This window comes from Bradyrhizobium erythrophlei (assembly GCF_900129505.1).
Classification (GTDB): Bacteria; Pseudomonadota; Alphaproteobacteria; order Rhizobiales; family Xanthobacteraceae; genus Bradyrhizobium; species Bradyrhizobium erythrophlei_D.
On the sequence record NZ_LT670818.1, the window covers coordinates 8,663,554 to 8,681,354 of the forward strand.

Consider the following 17,801-nt stretch of genomic DNA (forward strand, 5'->3'; position numbering starts at 1 on the left):
TTGGATTTCCGTAACACCCGGATCAATACAGTTTCGAGGTCAGTAGGACTCGAAGCAATCGGAGCAGAAACGGCCTATTTCGTTGCTTCGGCTGTGCTCTGGAGATTGCAAGCTCGTGCTGTGCTCTGAAGAGTGCAAGCTCGCGGCGCGCTTGGGCAAGCGCCAGTGTGGTTGCGTGCATGCCGTCGAAATTGGTGATCGCAGCTAGAATCCGGCCAAACAGCTCTGCCGCGGTAGGGTCTTGAGAAACCTTGAGATATTCGGCGTTGTCTCGCAGCCAGTTGAAGCACCAGTCGCCAAATCCGCCCAAATCATCTTTTTCAGCCGATCCCGAGCCCAAGAATTCATGCAGGCCCGCCGAAAAACTCGAGGTACCGGTTCCATCCACGACTGAGAAACGCGTCATAAACTTCCGTCCATAGTGCAACCAACGCGCTTGAGACCATCCCTGCTCATGATCCAAATGAAAGACGAGGGGCGATTGCGGACGCAATAACTTAATTCCGGAAACCACAAATTCCATAGGAAACCAATAGTCCCACCAAGGTTGACCAACGGCCAGATCGGGATCGATCGTTAGTCGGGACGCGTGCGACTTGTTGAAGAAGAAGGCGTCAAACCCGAGACAAGTCTGTCCGGTTGGCAGCAGGTTGTTTGGATCGATATTGACTCGCTCCAGCATCACCAAGCCCTCTCTGGCTCCCGATAATATACCCTGCACAAAAGCAGGGTAGTTGAGCAGCAGACAATCAGCATTGATGATCCCTGTCAGATCAGAAGGGGATCGTGACGCCTCTTTCAGGAATTCGAATATCTTGGGGCGTGGGTTCGGCGAAATCAGATAGTTGATCGGATAGTCATATTTCCGAAGCTCTGCAATTTCGTTCTCCGGATTAAGGCTGACAACGTCAAAGCCGGCTGCGATCCAGGAAGCGATACAGGCACGCTGATATGCGGGTCCGAAGTCGTAGCCATCGACGATGCGCGTAGTGCTGGGCGGGAGCGACGTAAAAAGAGTAAGCCCCATCGCATTTAGCGCCGATCTTGATATAGTACTTGACACATTCAGTGTTTTACTTATTCAGACCATTCCCGTCCAGGGGAATTGCCTCGAGGACGTAACCTAGAGGTGCGCCGGGGCGAACGGAGAACTACTACATTATCGAGATTTGATCTCAACGCGCTTCAAACTAGGCACTCGGGAATAATCCATTGAGCGCAATCATTCCGGCGTAGGTGTCACTGTAAGGGATTGGAGCAAGGCGGCTACGTTTCTGCCGTCGCCATTCGGAAGGTTCGCGGCTTGGTTAAAGTCGATAGATAGCCTCGAATAGCCCGCCTTCACCGGAACCTCGATCTCAAATGGACCCGCCTTGAGCTCCTTATGAACCATCTCGCCTGCACCGTTTGAGACTTTAATTTCCTGATCGTCAAGACCGATGCTGCCGGGAACCATTCCGCGGAGAACGACTTTCCCCGATCGCGCAGCATTGATAACGACGAAGCCCCTGCGGGCCAGCCAGCCATCCAGGAAAACGCCGTCTGCCTCCAAGCCAACGCCCCGTATGACTTTCGGGAGATTGGGCAGAACGGGTTGTTCCGATGAGTTAACACCGCCCGGTTCTATGGAGACCGAGGACAAAAGAGCCACCGCCGGACGACCGTCACCTGCCGGCAAGCGGCCGATCGCTGAAAAACGAAAGCCGATGCGGGCTGGTCCCGATGATGACACGGGTAACTCAAGCTCGAACGGTCCCGGTTCAAGGTGTTTCCGGATCGTCGCACCGCCTTCTATCGTCAGAGCGAGATCGACGCTATCCAAACCCAGTCCTTTTGGGAAAAGACCGCGGAACAACACCTTCCCGGGGCGGTCAGAGGACAGCACAATGAAGCCGTCGTCCCCGAGCCACCCATCTTCGTAGATACCGGAAAACTCCAAATTCCTGTTGCCGAGACCGGAAGGGAACATATCCAGCCTGCTGGGGATGGCCGGCGAGTCAGAAGCGTTCGCATCTATGATGCGGACCTGCCGGACGAAAGCTACCATTCGCCGGTAATCGATCGGAACATTCGTGCCATAAAGTTTCATGAAACCGGTGCGCGGTACGTCGAGAAACTTTGGCTGGGCACCAAGGTCAAGAAGAACATAAGCAACACCATCAACGACCAGCGGAGAGAAGGGAGGCGAGACCACGCGGGCAGCGCCGTGCCCCAGCAGTCCTACAGAGATGGCCTTCTCACCGATGACGACCGCCGGCGGCAGATTTGACTTTCCGTCCGCAAGGATCGAGGCGGTGAGATCCAGGACGAGGCGCGAGACCTTTGCCGGCGACTCGATTCTGAACAGGAGATAACGAGCGACAGCAGCTATTTTCCCTCCCGAAAAAAATGCGTCCGGTTCCGTTTCAAAAACAGCCGTTATACCGTAATCCGGCAAGTAATAATGGCTACCGAGACTGGAATTAACAAAGACCAACCGACTCGTGCGCGACTGTGGATCATCAGATGTTGTTTTTACTTCATTGAAAATCGACTCATCGGCAGCGTCGCTGACGGTCCTTGGATATTCAACCACAGACCTCGTAGTAACGACCGGCACGCCGTTGAGAGGCGGGTATGGGAACGATAAACTAAGCGTCTTAGGACTCAGCTCCGACGCCGCGCGGTCGGTGAATTTTACAATCCCCAATTTTTGGTGGAGCGGATTCCTGTCAACCCTTGTCAACGCAGCACCAGCAAGGTCGCCAAAAAGAGGCGGCCGCGCGATAAACGATTTGCTGCATCCTCGCGTAGCCCCCAGGACCTTGATCAGTGGCGGGTTCGCCGTGTCGTAATTAACGTCGCAGGTTCCACCCGGCTCATTGATCAACACCCTGGTCAAAAGATGACTGCGCGACGCACCCGGAATCAAACTGCCTCCCCCGAACGTGTCATGCAGGGATGACTGCGTATATTTCAAATCAGTAAAAACGACGGCCGAAAAAACCAGCAAATAAGCTACAATTCCTACCCTCGATCGGACGCGTGTCAGTACGGCAACAACGGAAAACCAAAGAAAAACTTGGGAAAACATGGCGACTTTGAATACGCCGAAGTCATTGTGTTGCTTTACGAGTATTACAGCGGCCAGACCGACGACGACCAAGTACGAGGCGACCGCACTTTTCCGCCTCAGGCCAAGAACTATTCCGGCAGCCACGAAAATTGAAAGCAGCAATGCCGCTCCAATCGAAAGAGAAAGCCAAGGCTCGCTCATCAGCTCGCCGAGGCGAGAGAACCCAAATAGTACAGCCAGCCCAGTTGGGACCAGGAAATAAGGAAAAATCGAAATGCCGTCGAAAACGCCTTGCATCCCACTGTTTTGAAATTGCTTGAGCAGAAAAAAGAAAAAACTGATGGAATACGGACCAAGCGCCAGGCAAGCGAACGCCGGTGGAATAAGAATGATCCAAGATGCACTCCATCCCCAATCTTTCGTCCATAGATGGGCTAAATGATATAGCAAAAAAGCCAGGACAAAAAACGGAACCGTTTCGGGATATATTAGCCAATATGCAGCAGCAATAACTGACGTTAGCGCAACGCGCCCTCTGGATCTAAATTCGTGGAACGGCACGAAGGTGAGTACTGCTGTCGCGCACATAAATGCGATGCCGATAACCTGAGCGATAAGTTGCTGATGGATAGCATACAAGCTCAACGGCGCGATTGCAGTCAGGGCAAGAGCGGCAAACAAGGCAGAGCGTTGCCTGACCGAAGCCATCGCAAGCCCGCCAGCCGCAAGACAGAGCGCGCTGTGAAACGTCAGAATCAACGGCATAAATAGGAAAAACGGGTTCCTGCCAACCAGCCCGCTGACCCAGGCAAGCAGAATGTCGCAGCCAGGCCTCGAGTCCTCGGCTGCGTCCAAAAACCAGAGAAAACCAGGGTAGTCAGCTCCGGCTTTCAGCGCCTCAATTGACGGTTCCTGATAAAATCCGCTTTTCAAATAGCGAATGGCACTGAGGTTGTAATTCGCCCAGTCATCGTTTGCATTTCCAACCCAGTCCAAGCCAAACCGAAACGTTGGAAAACCGATGATGAGAAGTGCCCCGATCACGGGAACGATAAATATCAGTTCGCGCCGCCCCCATGCCGGTCGACGCCAAATCCATGCCGTCACGATGATGCAGCAAAAGACCACCATCAATGGACGCGCAAAACTGCCAACCGGCAGGCCTAAAATATTCAGCCAGAAGGCAGGTAGCATCGTTGCCGCGACGCCTGTCACCGGTGCCAGGAATAAAGCCTTTAGTGGCTGCATCTCCGGCTCGGCCACGGCGATCACCGACCAGCCGAGTCCAATCCAGAACACGAGTAAAGCGAAGGTTAGGGCAAGCGGCTCTAGCGACATAACCTGCGTATACGATAGGCGCCGGGACCTGTCGACCCGGTCGAAACGGCGGTCGCGGATGTCAGCACTCGACGGGATATTCCAGGCTGGCTTTGATGGCTGCACGCAGTGCGAGGCGCCGGCACAAAAAACTGAATTGCAATGGAACCTGCCTAGTGTTTCAGCTCAGATTTGCGAATCGCGCCCCGTAATCTTGAAATAACACAGTTTCCCAGCCCGTCTTCGGACTTCGGTCGCGGGCCAGCTTGCCCCTCTGAAGTGCGGCAGTCAGTTCGTTGGTAATGGCGAGTCGCTTGGTTGGCTTGGTGGAAATCATGCGCCGTATGGCTAGCAAGCTACGTTCTGATGGGGGTTCCTGTCGGTCGCAAATACATTGAACAATTCGGGATTCCCCTTGAGACAGGCCGGGATCTTCTGATCCCCGGCCGGCCACATGCGCCGCAACAACTCTTCCGAAAACGCTCAAGCTTATAGCACCCCCTCGCCAAGAGACGATTGAGGCATGGATTGATCTCCGAAAATGTGGTTATCTGACCTCACGCCGTATGATTGCGGCGATGGGAGGGGCAATGATCATCAAACAACGCCTCGCGATTGTTGAATGGGCGGAAGATCACGAGAACTTATTCGACGACCGCGCCGTCATCGTATTGGCACTTTATTTTCTAGGCGCCATCATCTTTGGCGTCGCTGCATGGAAAGCCGTCGTGATTGGCGCGACCGCGTATGGGCTCGTACTCATGCGGATTGGACCTAGACCGATCGCCGTTCTTGGCGTCCTATTTTTCCTTGCGGCGTTGACAGGGTGCTCGGGATTCGGAGACATCAGGCAGTGCTTTAAGGGTTAACCGCTCGCCACGGCTGCACTCCGTCGCTACATACGGCTTATGACTTTGAACCACCTGTGGCTCGCTGCACCGCATCCATATGAGGCTGAGCTTTCTAAGCCTGCCGCGATGACCCTTAGGAATACGCGGCGCGAACACCTCGATGTCGCCGCCAAAGCTAAGAAGGACAGCGTTTGGCTCTTGCGAATGGGCGACAGTGGCTCGGCAGCTCCTTCAGATTTTCCTCCAGCAGTGAGTCAGTTCGTTGTCGGCGTGAGGTTTCTTCCGATTGTCGAACCCGGTTTGAACGACGCACGATCGGGCGCCGCTTGGGCAAGCGCCGTCTTTAAATTCCCGCGTGGCAGGAGCGTCGTTGGGGGGATTGAACGTTGGTGGCGTCCCTATTGGGAGCTGTTGCTGGAGGCGACTTTACGCAGCCGGGTTGTATTGATAAAATTCGCCGACGCTCGCGAGGAGCCACGATGAAATTTTCGGCCGATGCAGCTACGTACAAGGGGTGGTGCGATAGATTGATAGAGGGTTTGTTGATCGCTTTCTGCGTGATCATGGCACTTTTTCTAACCGGCCCGATCAAAGACGCGGTGGTTGCCGTAATCGGTGACACTCCAATATTTTCGACCGTCAAATGCGGCCTTGTCGAGCGCGCATTGAGCAGCCCTTATTTTCCCGACTCACTAAAAGAACATGAGCTTGGGATACGCTACAGAACAGGTTGCTATAAAAACTGAACGGCAATTCTAGCAAAGATATGGTGTTCGCATTCGAAACTCTCAACAAACGCCCGAGTGGTGCTCAGTCGAACTTAGGGCGGAACTCCCTCGGGTTCCAGCCGAAGTCCTCCTTTGCGGGCGCGGAATCAAAAATCATATCCTTGGCCATGCGGTTTCCCATCGCCACATTCGCGTTCGGGACGAACGGCTTGGCCACCGAAAACGCTGCTCGCCACAGCGCCGGCGGGATTGGGATGATACGGCGCGGTTTGTGCAACCCGTCAAAAATTCGTCCAACCATTTCGCGATAGGTTATCGTGTCTTTGCCTGGAATTGCGTAGATCTTATTGGCAGCGGCGGGACTGGCTGCTGCAGCGAGAGCGCCGATCGCCAAATCTTCTGCATGTACCGGCTGACGCAGACCTGTGCCTGAACCTGCAAGCGGTATGAAGCCTAGCCTCTGAATTAGCCGCGACAATCGCGTGATGTTTGCATCACGACCCTCGTCATAAATAATTGTCGGGCGCAACACAGTCCAGGCGACGCCGAGGCTGTCGCATGTAGAGATCAATTTCTGCTCGGCCTCCGCCCACAACCGCACGCTCTCGCGCTCAGCCGCAATATCCGAGTCGATTTTTGTGACGATGCTGGTCGACGTGAAAGCAACAACACGTGTTAGCAGTGGGCTGTACAAATGTGGCAGCGCATTGGCGAGCAACCCTGCGTGGGCCGTGCAATAGAGCGTCGTAACCGGCGGCAGTTCGAAGACATCGGGCTCGGCAAGGTCGCCCTTTAACCACTCGACGTCTGTCACACTGCTGTGCGTAGAGCGTGACAATGCGATTGGCCTTTCGCCGGCTTGCAGAAGCCGGTCAACAATATAGCCACCAACGATTCCGGTAGCGCCTATGACTAGGCTGGTCATCACATCATCCCGCAAGGTGACCGCCGGAATCGGTCCGCCTTGGTAAGCCCCTCAGACGCAAAGCCAATTCCGATCCTTGCTTTGATCCCTGTCCGACAGTAAGAGTTTGCCCGAATGATAGCAGCCTTCCTCAGATCCGGACTAATCCAGCAGCTGAGGCGATTTTTGCCTCAGCCACCGATGTGGTCGTTTGAACAGCATGCCCCTAAGCCCCTCCGCCTTAGTTCGGTTCGAGAACTGCCGACGCTGACCAATCCCCCGCCCCGAATTGCAATTGTAACGCCGAGCTATAACCAGCGCAAATATCTGGAAGCAACCGTCGCGAGCGTTCTGGGGCAGAATTACCCTGCCCTTTCTTATCATGTTCAGGACGGCGCTTCGCAAGACGGAACCGTCGAGCTACTGGATGCGTATGGTGGGCAAGTCAGCTGGCGTAGCGAACCCGACAGTGGCCAAGCCAACGCTATCAATGCCGGCTTCAAGACAGCCGCTATCGATTGCGACATCATGGCCTATCTGAACAGCGACGACACGCTGCTTCCGGGCACGCTGTGCTATATTGCACATGTTTTTCAGACGCGGCCAGACATCGATATCGTGTACGGACATCGAATATTTATCGACTCGGACGGATCGGAAATTGGGCGGGCGGTCTTTCCGCCTCACGACGCCAATGCTCTCCTTTACGTTGGATACGTTCCGCAAGAGACAATGTTCTGGCGCCGCCACGTATGGGACCAGATAGGACCAATCGACGAAACCTTTCGTTTCGCGCTGGACTGGGACTTCATGTTGCGGGCACAACAGGCAGGGTTCAAGATGGTCCGGCTTCCGCGTTTCCTCGGATGCTTCCGCATTCATGCAGAACAAAAAACCTCCGCAATGATTGATGTCGGACAGGAAGAGATGCAGCTTCTTCGCCGAAGATATCTTGGACATACTCCAACGCAGCCTGAAATCTACCGCGCAGCTATGCCATTTTTGGCTCTCCAACTTTGCTATCATTGGATGTACCGGCTAAAGATCTTGAAATATTAGAAGCCGCGATCCGGATTTCCACGGACTTCTTTATGTAAGAGGCACATCTTAGGAACTGCGCAAATGGAAAACTCGTCGGCTAAAGCTAGCGCGCCGAGCCTGCTAGCTTTCTTCTGGGCCCTGCTGTATTTTTGACTGATGGCCGCCCTCGTCAGTTCCACTCAGATTACAAAATTGAGCGACGTCATCACGCCCGAAAACCTCGGCGCCAAGCGCCGCATTCATACTGTGCTACTGATCACATTATTTGCCGTAGAAGCGGTTATTTTTTTTGCGCATGTCGCGCGCAACATTGCGCCGTTCTATCCTTCGAATTTCGACCAGTTGTCTTATTATTTGGCGACGTATGATTTGATCAGCGCGTTTCACGCCAGGGGCCCGAGCGTCCTTGTCGAGGAATTGCTTCAGCCCAATAGCGCCACTGGCACCACTTTCGTTTTGCAAGGCGCCCTGCTGTCTCTCATCGGCGGAGAAAATCGCACGGCGATCCTGAGCATCAATCTGGTTTACCTGTTCGCCCTGCAATTCGTATTCTTTGTCGTCATCCGAACCCGCACCGGTCGCACCGATCTCGCCTGGGTCGGAATGGCCTTCCTGCTGTCATTGTCCACCCTGTTCAATGGCGCGGGAGGCATCTACGACTATCGTATCGATTTTTCGGCATTTTGCCTTTACGGCATCTGGACCTGTCTCCTTGTCTGGTCCCGCTCGTTTCTCCGGACGAGCCGAGCACTCCTTGTCGTAGCGATCGGCATACTGTTGGTCTATTCGCGTTTTTTTACGATTATTTACATAGGCGGCGTATTGGGCGCGCTGTTGGCAATCAACACGTATGTGATCTGGCGGAATCCTTCGCAATACCGAACTGCTGTGGCGGCACGGCGCATACGCAACATATTATTGTCAGGTACGATCATCGCGGCCATTTGCGGAGCGCGATTATTCCTCTCGAGAACCGCGATATACGACTATTACGTGATAGGACATGTGCTCGGCGAAGAAAAGTTCATTCGAGCTCATGAATTGGGCATCTACACTGTCGCGGGTCATCTATTCTACTATCCGAAATCAATCCTTGAGAAGCATGTCGGACTGCTCACGCTTTTGATGGCCGGTGCACTGGGGGGATGGTCATTTTGGAACGACCGCGTGACGACAAGCGAATTGTTCAACCGCCTGCGTCGATTCCGGCAGGAGTTCGTCACCCTTGGCCTCGCGATTCTGATTCCGGTCGCTCTCCTGACGATCAACGTGTCGAAGTCGCCGGTGGTCGGCGGAATCGTCGCCGTTCCAATTCTGCTCGCGTTGGTCCTATTCGGCGCCGCTGTCTGGCCGCGCGAGGGGCGGCTGGAGCTGGCGCCGCCATGGGCGAGAATGCTCCCTGCTCTTGCAATGGCAATCGCGCTCACCGCCTTTGTTTCGAAGGGGTTATCCTCGAAGCATCTCCCGGCCCGAGCCGATCTCGAACGTATCACGCTTTTGGCCAAAACAATCGCGAGCTATGCGGCGGAAAATAACCTCACCCGGCTGAGCATGTCGCAGGATCGTGTCGTTGACTACCAAAATGCCGCCACGCCTAAATTGTTTAGCATTGAATTGCTCCATCGGAATTTGGACATCGATCCGCGGTTCGGTCACGGCATCTACGGCATTTTTGCCACTTCACGCGAAGATGCGTTGCGGCTTTTTGCAGACAGCGATGTCATTGTACTCACCGATGCCGTCACTGACCGATCGTATCCCTACCCGATGAACACCAAGATTAAGGAATATTGGGACGAGCTGTGGCAATGGACAAACCAGAATCGTGTTTTGCTATTTTCGACGGAAATCCACGGCATCCCCTATCGGGTCTTCGTGCGACCACTCACCGGTGGAAGACCTCTATCGGAGAGACCATCGACCGGTCATACGCATCTGCACTAGGCGAGTCTGCGACTCGTTTGGGCAACAATGCCGAGACGCCGCCCCATCAGACTGAAACATCGAGGATTGGGCGGTACCGCGCGCAGCCGATTCGGCGACCGGCCCCATCTGGCGTTTGTGCGGCCCCCCTGTTATAATTCGAGGAGATGAAAAACTTAGGTGCCAACCCGTATGAAGATCGGCAATCGGCCCAAGAGAACAACCGCGGAATTGATCGCCCTTATCAATCAGCGACAAGCGGATTGGTGGCCGGCCGAATTCCGACTCACGATTGACCGATCTGCCGAGCATGATTGGGTAGCCATCGTGGATGCTCAAGCGAGCGACATCAATAGAAATCGGGGTGCTGATTTTTCAAACAGCCTTGCGCAAGTTGTAGCCGAACTCAGGCTTCGCAACGCCTGGGCTGGGCACTAGGAGGAGTTTCTGACGGCCTTCGCTACCGCATGGCCAAGACCACCAAGCTTCGACTTGCTAGCCCTGAATTGGGCTTTACCTCGACCACAAACTGATGGATCTCCCGCACGATCTTGCTGTGAAAGCCTTCACCGCTGGTCAGCGAGCCGATCACGCTCTCACGCGCCGCGGTAGGGCTCGGATGGGTTCACCCTGAGGCCTAGCATTGCGCTTTGCGCAAACGGACACCCGCTCCCCCACCGTTTTCATCAATGAATTCGATGCCGGCCTTTTCGAGGGCCTCCTGCACATCTTCAAGCGTACGCGGATATGGTTCCCTTGCCCCGCGTTCAAAGTCCGCAATGGTCTTTGTCGCTGTTTTGCTTGCCTCTGAAAGATCCGCTTGGGACCACCCTAAAAGGCCGCGAGCACCACGACATTGCGGCGGGCTAATCGACATTTTTAATGTAACCTTACATTTTTATTGACTTTTCATTTCATGTAGCATTACATTAATGATGTAATTAGCCAACTCAAATTCAGGAGCGACAATGAATAACAACACCAATTCGGTGAACGGCGGAGCTATGCCCAGAAACGGCCGCGCCACCGTAATAACGCGCGACCGCACCCAATTCATCGGAGGCTCGGACGCGCGGATCATCATGGGAAAGGACGAGAAGGCGCTTCTGCGCCTTTGGAAGGAAAAACGAGGTGACGAAGCTGCTCTCGACCTGTCGGGCGTTCTGATAGTCCAGCTCGGTCTGGTCACCGAGGACCTCAACCGCCGCTGGTATGAGCTCAACTCCGGCCACCGGATCGGTGACGTCCAACGCCATGCGATCCATCGGACCATCCCGTGGATGGCCGCCACGCTGGATGGACTGGTCAAGGAAACCGGCGCCGTCTTCGAGGCCAAATTCATGCTGCCATGGTCGTTCTCGGAAGAGGCGGCAGCGGAGAAGCACATGGCCCAGCTCCAGCACAACATGCTGGTCGCTGGCACCAAGAAATCAGTACTCTCCATTATCAGCGGCGGCGGCAAGTGGGTCGAACTGTCTGTTGAAGCCGACCCTATCTACCAGACAATCCTGATGGCCGCCGAAAAGGCTTTTTGGCGGGCGGTCAAGACCGGCGAAACCCCTGCCCTGTTCGATTGCGAACCTCCGAAACCAAGAATCGAAGCCGTCCGCGTCGTCGACATGAACGCTTCCAATTCTTGGGCCGAGTTTGCAGCCCTGTTTTGCGAGACCCGAGAGGCCCACGCCGACCACGAGCGCGCAAAGAGCGAGCTCAAGGGGCTGATGCCGGAGGACGCCAAGGAGGCCATGGGCCATGGCATCCGGGCCAAACGCTCCAAATCAGGCGCCGTCAGTTTCGATCTGGTCGAGCTGGAGGTTTCGCATGGCATCGGTCCAGTGAAAGCGTCGCCGCCATCGCAACGGCGCTGGCGAAAGCCCAGACCGAACTCTCCAACCCCGAGAAGGCGATGGTGGGAATCGTTTACAACAATCGTACGGACGCTCCGCAAAGCTTCCGCTATGCTTCCCTGTCGAGTGGACTGGACATCGTCAGAAAGGCCCTGGGCGGTCACCAGATCGCCATTGCGCAAACCACTGACATCGATCGAGCCAGCGGCACGGTCAACTTGACGACCGTCCTGCTGCACACCTCGGGGGAGTGGATCTCCTCGGACTGGCCGGTCTGCCAGCTATCCGAAACCTCTGCGCCCCGCAGGATGGGTGCGGCGCTGACCTACGCCCGGCGCTACGCGCTGTTCACCCTCGTGGGGATTGCAGGCGAGGACGACCTCGATGTGCCGCCCGACGTCACCAACGACCCGCCAGTGGCAAACAATTCTGCCGCCACCGGCCTTACTCCCATTCTCACCCCTGTGCGGGTACCTGTCCGTCCGATCCACCTCCAAACACGGGGCGAACCCGCCAGTCCAGCAAAAGCTTAGCGCCGAGGAGTCCGCCGCGAGCAGGGCACAGCTGCTCGAGAAGATTGAAACCCTGCCGAAGGATGACGTCCACTCCCGCGCGATCTCTATCCTGAAGGCCAAGAACCGCCTTTCAGCGGATGATGCCAGGCTGGTCGAGAAGGCCTTCGCCGCTAGGATGGCCGAACAGGAGCCGTCGTTAGAGGCTGTGACGACGGATCCACCGGCGTACGTGCAAGCTGGCCCGATCCTGCCTCAGCCCCTCCCGGCACCAACCGGTGTCGTCAAGCGGCCAAGGGGACGTCCCAAAAAGATCAGGCCTGTCGCCGAACCATCGGCTCCCTCCCAGGTCGCCTCGGAGCCGATGATCGATGATCGCCCTGCGACTCCGGTCCCTGTCCAGGCCGATCCGGCTCCCGGCAAGATCGACAAGAGCGTCCTTACGATCAGCGAACCGCGCCGGTTGCGCGACAAGGCGCACCTCAAATTCGTCGGATCGCAGCCATGCCTGATCTGCGCGAGAAGCCCCGCTGACGCCCACCATCTAAAGTTCACTCAGCCGCGCGCCATGGGGCGGAAGGTCAGCGATGAATTCACGGTACCCCTGTGCCGAACCCATCACCGTGATATCCACAACTTCGGCGACGAGGCCGCCTGGTGGGAAAGGCGGGCCATCGATCCCGTCGCCACGGCGCGAATGCTCTGGATTTCGACGCGCCGTATCGAATGACGCATGGGTGGACAAGCCCGTGTCCTCGCGGGTTTCGTGCGGTCACGCGAAATCGAACAGGGGGGATGACGGGATTGAGGGGTCATTTGGCGCCCCCCAGAATTGGCAGCACGGCGCGCGCCGCCGCCGTGTAAGAGAAAGAAACTGACAATTTTGGCGGCCTGGCTGAAACAACCCCTTAATCCCCTCATCCCCCTTCTTGAACGAGCCGTCAGAAGTGGCGCAATCTATTTTCAAGATGATGGACGTTACCCGCACAACCCTCAAGGCAATAAAGCCGTCTGGCTAGACCGGAAATCGGCCTTTCCGGCCCCCCTCTGATCGCAGATGATAACAGTCGCTAGCACATGCTGTGCAGGGTCGATCCCGTCCGCCCTTTAGGCGCTCGCCGAATCTAAGCCGGGCCGCTTCCCCTGCGAGCAGGTGCCCAACCGCGCTACTGCCTCTTATCGACAGGGCAGCGCGACATCAGTGCATAACGCCAGTCTTCAGTCCCCTTTGCAACCCGCCGTCGCCCTAGGATTCTATTTTTATCGAGGGTCACCAATCCGCCTCCTCGCCAATTAATGGCGGCAATATCCAAACTCAACTAGAGCGAGGGCGCAAGCGCACACCTAGTCCAAAACTGGATTTTCCACGTTCTGGCGTTTGCTGTGTTTTCCCAACAAATCATTAATCACAGTGATCTCGATGAGTTAAAAGGTGCAGGATATCCTATAGTTTCTATCTGCTCCATCCATTGAACTGCCGTTGATAAACCGCCCGTGCATCGACTAAATAGCGCAGCCCCGCAAATTCCCGCTTTCGCGGTAATATCCGTCGCTTCGGCGGTCTCCATCATTCTCATTTCGACATTGGCTTATGTGTCGTGGCGCTTCGTCGAACTGCCCGTCATTCCAGCTAAAGCACAAACGCGAGTCCGCGCCAAAGAGCTATTCAAGCCTATGCCGGTGCAACGCTCCTGTGGATAAAACCGAAATCGCTCTCGGACTCTGGCGCTGCAGCTGCGAGGTTATTGGCCTTTGCGATGGTCAGCGCCGTCATCGCGGTGAGGTTCCTGCATCACTGACGCGTCGCGGCTGTGGTTGGTGGACCAAGAACTTCCATAGTTTGGCGCGAAGCGGCCGCTGGAGCGCGACGAACGAAGAGCTCACGGATACGAGCATTAAGAGGATCAGAGAAGTATCGCTGAACGCCAAGACCCGCACAAAATGCCGCTACGAGCGCGGCCGCGACGTTAATGTAAGATCCTGCACCGAATATGCCGGTCAACCCGGGAGCAACCAGCACAAAAACGGAGTAGTGAAACAGGTAAAGCTCATAGCTGCATTCTCCGATAGTTCCGAGGAGACTGAGCCTCTCCGGCCGTGTCGCGCGATCCTCTTCCACCTTGAGCGCATACAGCATCATGACACCGCCTAATGCGATCAGGCTTGGACCTACGGTAACGTGTTCGGCTACTGGCAGAAACAAGTAGGCCGATAAGGTGATCACCGCTCCGAGCCATTTCGCCCACACTAACGACCATTGCGGCGCTAACACCCTATGGGCTGCAATTGCGGCAAGTGCGCCCATCGCGATGAGGTCAAAACAACCCCGGTATGTGTAGAGATTGCCCGGAGTGGTGCGACCGGAAACGCCATACGCGATGATCAGGAGCAGCACGCCGATCAGCACTTGTTCTTTCCGAAGAACAATCGCAATGACCGGATAGAGAACGTAGAACGCTTCCTCAATTGACAGAGACCATAGAACGGACCACCCGAGTGGACTGTTCATACCAGACTTGTTGAACGATAGAGTGAGAACACTCCAAATAGCCTTACCCAAAGAATCGTGCCCTTCTTCGAAGACAAATCCCGGGTAGCGGACGATCGCAAGGGCGGAAAGCAGCACGATAAGTAGCGTCAGGCTAGGCAGGATTCTCGCGGCCCTCATCACGTAGAAGTCACGTACGTTAACGGCGCCAACGGCGCCGTAACGGCGCAGAATGTTCGTTGTGATCAAAAATCCTGAGATCGCAAAAAAGAGTGAAACACCATAGTAGCCCGATGCGTAAAACGGGGCCGCGGACAAGTCTACAGGCAGGACCATCACACAGTGCATAAAGACCACCACGAGGGCCGCGAGACCTCGCAGACGACTTATTCCAAGAATCTGACCGGATTTTTTCAAGTCTCGCCTTGCACGGATAAGGGGGTGACTAGATTGGCAGCGTGAACGGGAAGCGTACCTCACTATTTTCGAGGAGGAAACCGTCGTCTGCAATTTGCGCTTCACCAAATACGCGCCGCAGGCCCGCGCCGTGCTCGATGCTCTGCTCGAAAAGTACCGGGACGAGGGCGTGCTCATTGTCGCGAGCGAGTGGCGTCGAGAGATTTTGATCCGTACTGCCAGTATAAAATTCATAAGTGGCTGACTGGCGCACAAAGTTCTATGAGGTGATTGTTGTTCGATTAAGGGAAATGCAAAACTCGATCCAGGCTGAGGATCGGTAGCAGCAGGATGGTGATGATTTTTTTGACTTATGATTTCGTGTGGTTCGCCCTGACATTTCTTGGTGTCTACTCACTCACACGATGGCCGCAGGCGCGCCTTTTGCTGTTGATCGCAGCCGGCGTTTGGTTTCAGGCATTTTATGGCGGTGTCGCGAGCCTATCGGTCGTCCTGGTCCTTTCGGCAATCTCATATGCAGCGGCCCTGACGGAAAACAAAACTATCATTGGAACAGCAATAGCGGCGTGCGTTGTAACATTGCTATATTGCAAGTACATGCTGTTTCTGGCGAGCAGTCTTTTGGCGCCGTTTTTACCTGTAAGCACAGGCGCCATAGAATCCTGGTTGCCCTCGGTTATCCCACTCGGTATCAGCTTTTTTACGTTCGAGTTCGTGCATTATTTGGTTGACGTGTATCGCGGTGACACTCCCGTCAGAAGTATCCGCGACTTCGCAAGCTTCGTACTCTTCTGGCCAACGATGATTTCCGGACCGATCAAGCGATACCAGAAATTCATCCCTGCAATGCATCACGGCATAAAAACCCAATCGAGCTCCGACGCCATGCAGGGTCTCATCCGCATCGCCATCGGGCTTACAAAGAAGTGGGGAGCCGACAATCTTACTGGCTTGATTAATTACGCTGAGCCTAACTTGCATCAGCAACCATTGGCGTTGCGCTGGATATTCCTCATCGCAATCGCCGCCAGAATTCTTCTCGACTTTAGCGGGTATAGCGACATGGCGATCGGCTATGCCAAGGTCATGGGCATCACGGTGCCCGAAAACTTCAACTGGCCATATCTAGCGAGGTCGCCGATCGAATTCTGGCAGCGCTGGCACATGTCACTCAGTCTGTGGATTCGAGATTACGTATATATCCCACTAGGCGGCAACCGTCTGGGCGTTCCGCGCAGGATTGTAAATGCTCTCGCCGCAATGACCATCTGCGGGTTCTGGCACGGCGCCGCGTGGAATTTCGCGGTATGGGGATTTTACCATGGAATCGGGCTGGCTACCGCTGCCGGGCTGCAGCGCGCATTCTCTGAGACAACACCAGGGCCTGTGGTCAGCTTCGCCGGTTGGTTAGCAACGATGATCTTCGTCTCGGTCGGGTGGCTACTGTTCTTCTACCCAATCGATAAGGCGGTTACGATCGCGAAGATGCTGGTGATACCATGAAACCAATCCCATTCTTCCTGGGCCTGGTAATCGGGCTTTTTTCACTATCGATTGTCGGTTGGTCCATTCAAAATACGCCGCTGGCCCAAGGTTTTGTCCGATTTCATGCACATAACAATGCGGAGGCTGGCTTCCTGACGACCGCTGCCGAGTTGGCGACAATTATAGATCAACAACCGCCACCACGCGCCTACATCATCGTTGGCGGCTCATCGGTTCTTAACGGAGTCGGGCAAAGTCGAGACCTCGTTTGGACTCGACGTTTACAGAACCTCCTCGGCAAAGATTTTGTTGTTCTCAATTTTGCTAATCGTGCCGGTGGTCCGATAGACTTTGGATCTGTGGCGGCAGAGATGCTGTTGCGGCAACATCGCCCGGTCATTTATGTCGCAGACGCCAATGAAACGGTCTACGCCAACAACCCGCGGACTTCGTTCTACCGGCACATGCTTTTCGACGGCTGGCTCCGATCCTATTTATTGCCGTGGCCTCCACGTGATGCTTATCTGCGCTGGGCTGCATTTGATGGAGATGAAGGCGTGCGCAATGTTGCGCTTGGTGAATGGCTGAACTCGTTCCTGCGCTTCAACGAGCTTTGGAATTATATCACCTTCAACTTCGTGGGGCTGCAGTGGAATAATACGATGACCGCAAAATCCTTCTCTCCCTTCCGCCGGAGGTCAGACCCCGGATGGACGGCAAGATACGGGGGAAATAAGGAAGCTGAACTTGCGATCGTAGCAGCCCAGGCGGGACGACCGATCGAGCGGATGATCGACTACGCGAGCTTGACCGAACAGTTCGTACCCTTACAACTTCGGTCGATAACACTGGTCGTAGTCGATCTCCTCAGTCCCTACTATCTCGACATGCTCCCAGGGAGCCGTGAGGCTCTTTTGGCCAGGGCGACCGAGCAGCAGACGGCGATGCAGAAAATGGGCTTCAGCAAAGTGATGATCCCGGCCAAAGATTTTACCGCTGACGACTACGCAGATCGAGTGCATCTTTCGGTCGACGGCGGAGACAAATTGGCGGCGGCACTGGCGCCGGTCGTTCGGCAGATGGCTTCGGATTTGGGGTATCTGCGATGACACTTCGAAGGGCGTTTTCTTTTTGCGCCGGCCTGGCCGTTGCCGTCGTCTTCCACTACGCACTTTATCGGATCGCGCAACCAGTGACACCGTTCATTTACGTCGTGTTTTAGTACGCCGTTTG

The 17,801-nt window shown here is 55.2% G+C and carries 13 protein-coding genes and 2 pseudogenes; 10 read left to right on the top strand and 5 right to left on the bottom strand.

Going from position 1 to position 17,801, the window contains the following annotated elements; translation table 11 throughout:
- Positions 1-22: 22 nt before the first annotated feature.
- Both B5525_RS41005 and B5525_RS41010 read right to left on the bottom strand, forming a co-directional pair.
- Entirely contained in the window at positions 23-1,027 is a 1,005-nt protein-coding gene (locus B5525_RS41005) for a hypothetical protein (protein ID WP_079571995.1), read from the bottom strand.
- Between the two features lie 195 nt (positions 1,028-1,222).
- Positions 1,223-4,354 (bottom strand): hypothetical protein, encoded by a 3,132-nt coding sequence (locus B5525_RS41010; protein ID WP_172900081.1) that lies wholly within the window; start codon positions 4,352-4,354, stop codon positions 1,223-1,225.
- Positions 4,355-4,962: 608 nt separating this feature from the next.
- Here B5525_RS41010 and B5525_RS41015 point away from each other — a divergent pair.
- Together B5525_RS41015 and B5525_RS41025 are read left to right on the top strand one after the other, a co-directional pair.
- A complete protein-coding gene (locus tag B5525_RS41015) occupies positions 4,963-5,241 on the top strand; it encodes a hypothetical protein (protein WP_154073742.1) in 279 nt (92 codons plus the stop codon).
- A 461-nt stretch (positions 5,242-5,702) separates the two neighbouring features.
- The gene (locus B5525_RS41025) at positions 5,703-5,969 is read left to right on the top strand and encodes a hypothetical protein (protein ID WP_079572001.1); all 267 of its coding nucleotides are present in this window, start codon (positions 5,703-5,705) and stop codon (positions 5,967-5,969) included.
- A 64-nt stretch (positions 5,970-6,033) separates the two neighbouring features.
- On the opposite strand, the gene B5525_RS41030 is transcribed toward B5525_RS41025, so the two are convergent.
- The gene (locus B5525_RS41030) at positions 6,034-6,876 is read right to left on the bottom strand and encodes an SDR family oxidoreductase (protein WP_079572002.1); all 843 of its coding nucleotides are present in this window, start codon (positions 6,874-6,876) and stop codon (positions 6,034-6,036) included.
- A 114-nt stretch (positions 6,877-6,990) separates the two neighbouring features.
- Between B5525_RS41030 and B5525_RS41035 the strand changes: the two genes are divergently transcribed.
- From B5525_RS41035 to B5525_RS41045, 3 genes are all read left to right on the top strand, one after another.
- Positions 6,991-7,914, top strand: coding sequence for a glycosyltransferase family 2 protein (locus B5525_RS41035; protein WP_079572004.1), 924 nt, complete (start codon positions 6,991-6,993; stop codon positions 7,912-7,914).
- Between the two features lie 174 nt (positions 7,915-8,088).
- A complete protein-coding gene (locus tag B5525_RS41040; RefSeq protein ID WP_154073743.1) occupies positions 8,089-9,840 on the top strand; it encodes a hypothetical protein in 1,752 nt (583 codons plus the stop codon).
- 171 nt (positions 9,841-10,011) lie between these two features.
- Positions 10,012-10,257 carry a hypothetical protein gene (locus B5525_RS41045; RefSeq protein WP_079572007.1) on the top strand — a complete coding sequence of 82 codons (246 nt, stop codon included), beginning with the start codon at positions 10,012-10,014 and terminating at the stop codon, positions 10,255-10,257.
- A gap of 199 nt (positions 10,258-10,456) precedes the next feature.
- Here B5525_RS41045 and B5525_RS41050 read toward each other — a convergent pair whose 3' ends face one another.
- Positions 10,457-10,696, bottom strand: coding sequence for a helix-turn-helix domain-containing protein (locus tag B5525_RS41050; RefSeq protein ID WP_079572009.1), 240 nt, complete (start codon positions 10,694-10,696; stop codon positions 10,457-10,459).
- 205 nt (positions 10,697-10,901) lie between these two features.
- On the opposite strand from B5525_RS41050, the pseudogene B5525_RS47680 reads away from it, so the two are divergent.
- The 3 genes and pseudogenes from B5525_RS47680 to B5525_RS41065 form a co-directional block, all read left to right on the top strand.
- Positions 10,902-11,183 (top strand): annotated as a pseudogene (locus tag B5525_RS47680) (YqaJ viral recombinase family protein); the annotation flags it as partial.
- 542 nt (positions 11,184-11,725) lie between these two features.
- Positions 11,726-11,992 (top strand): annotated as a pseudogene (locus tag B5525_RS47040) (ERF family protein); the annotation flags it as partial.
- 58 nt (positions 11,993-12,050) lie between these two features.
- Positions 12,051-12,908: a DUF968 domain-containing protein gene (locus B5525_RS41065; RefSeq protein WP_079572010.1), complete on the top strand. Its 858-nt coding sequence runs from the start codon at positions 12,051-12,053 to the stop codon at positions 12,906-12,908.
- A gap of 1,062 nt (positions 12,909-13,970) precedes the next feature.
- Here B5525_RS41065 and B5525_RS41070 read toward each other — a convergent pair.
- A complete protein-coding gene (locus B5525_RS41070) occupies positions 13,971-15,083 on the bottom strand; it encodes an acyltransferase family protein (protein WP_172900082.1) in 1,113 nt (370 codons plus the stop codon).
- Positions 15,084-15,413: 330 nt separating this feature from the next.
- On the opposite strand from B5525_RS41070, the gene B5525_RS41075 reads away from it, so the two are divergent.
- Positions 15,414-16,586, top strand: coding sequence for an MBOAT family O-acyltransferase (locus tag B5525_RS41075; RefSeq protein WP_079572013.1), 1,173 nt, complete (start codon positions 15,414-15,416; stop codon positions 16,584-16,586).
- Positions 16,583-17,677: a hypothetical protein gene (locus B5525_RS41080; protein ID WP_079572015.1), complete on the top strand. Its 1,095-nt coding sequence runs from the start codon at positions 16,583-16,585 to the stop codon at positions 17,675-17,677. Before B5525_RS41075 ends, B5525_RS41080 begins: the two co-directional genes overlap by 4 nt.
- Positions 17,678-17,801 lie beyond the last annotated feature (124 nt).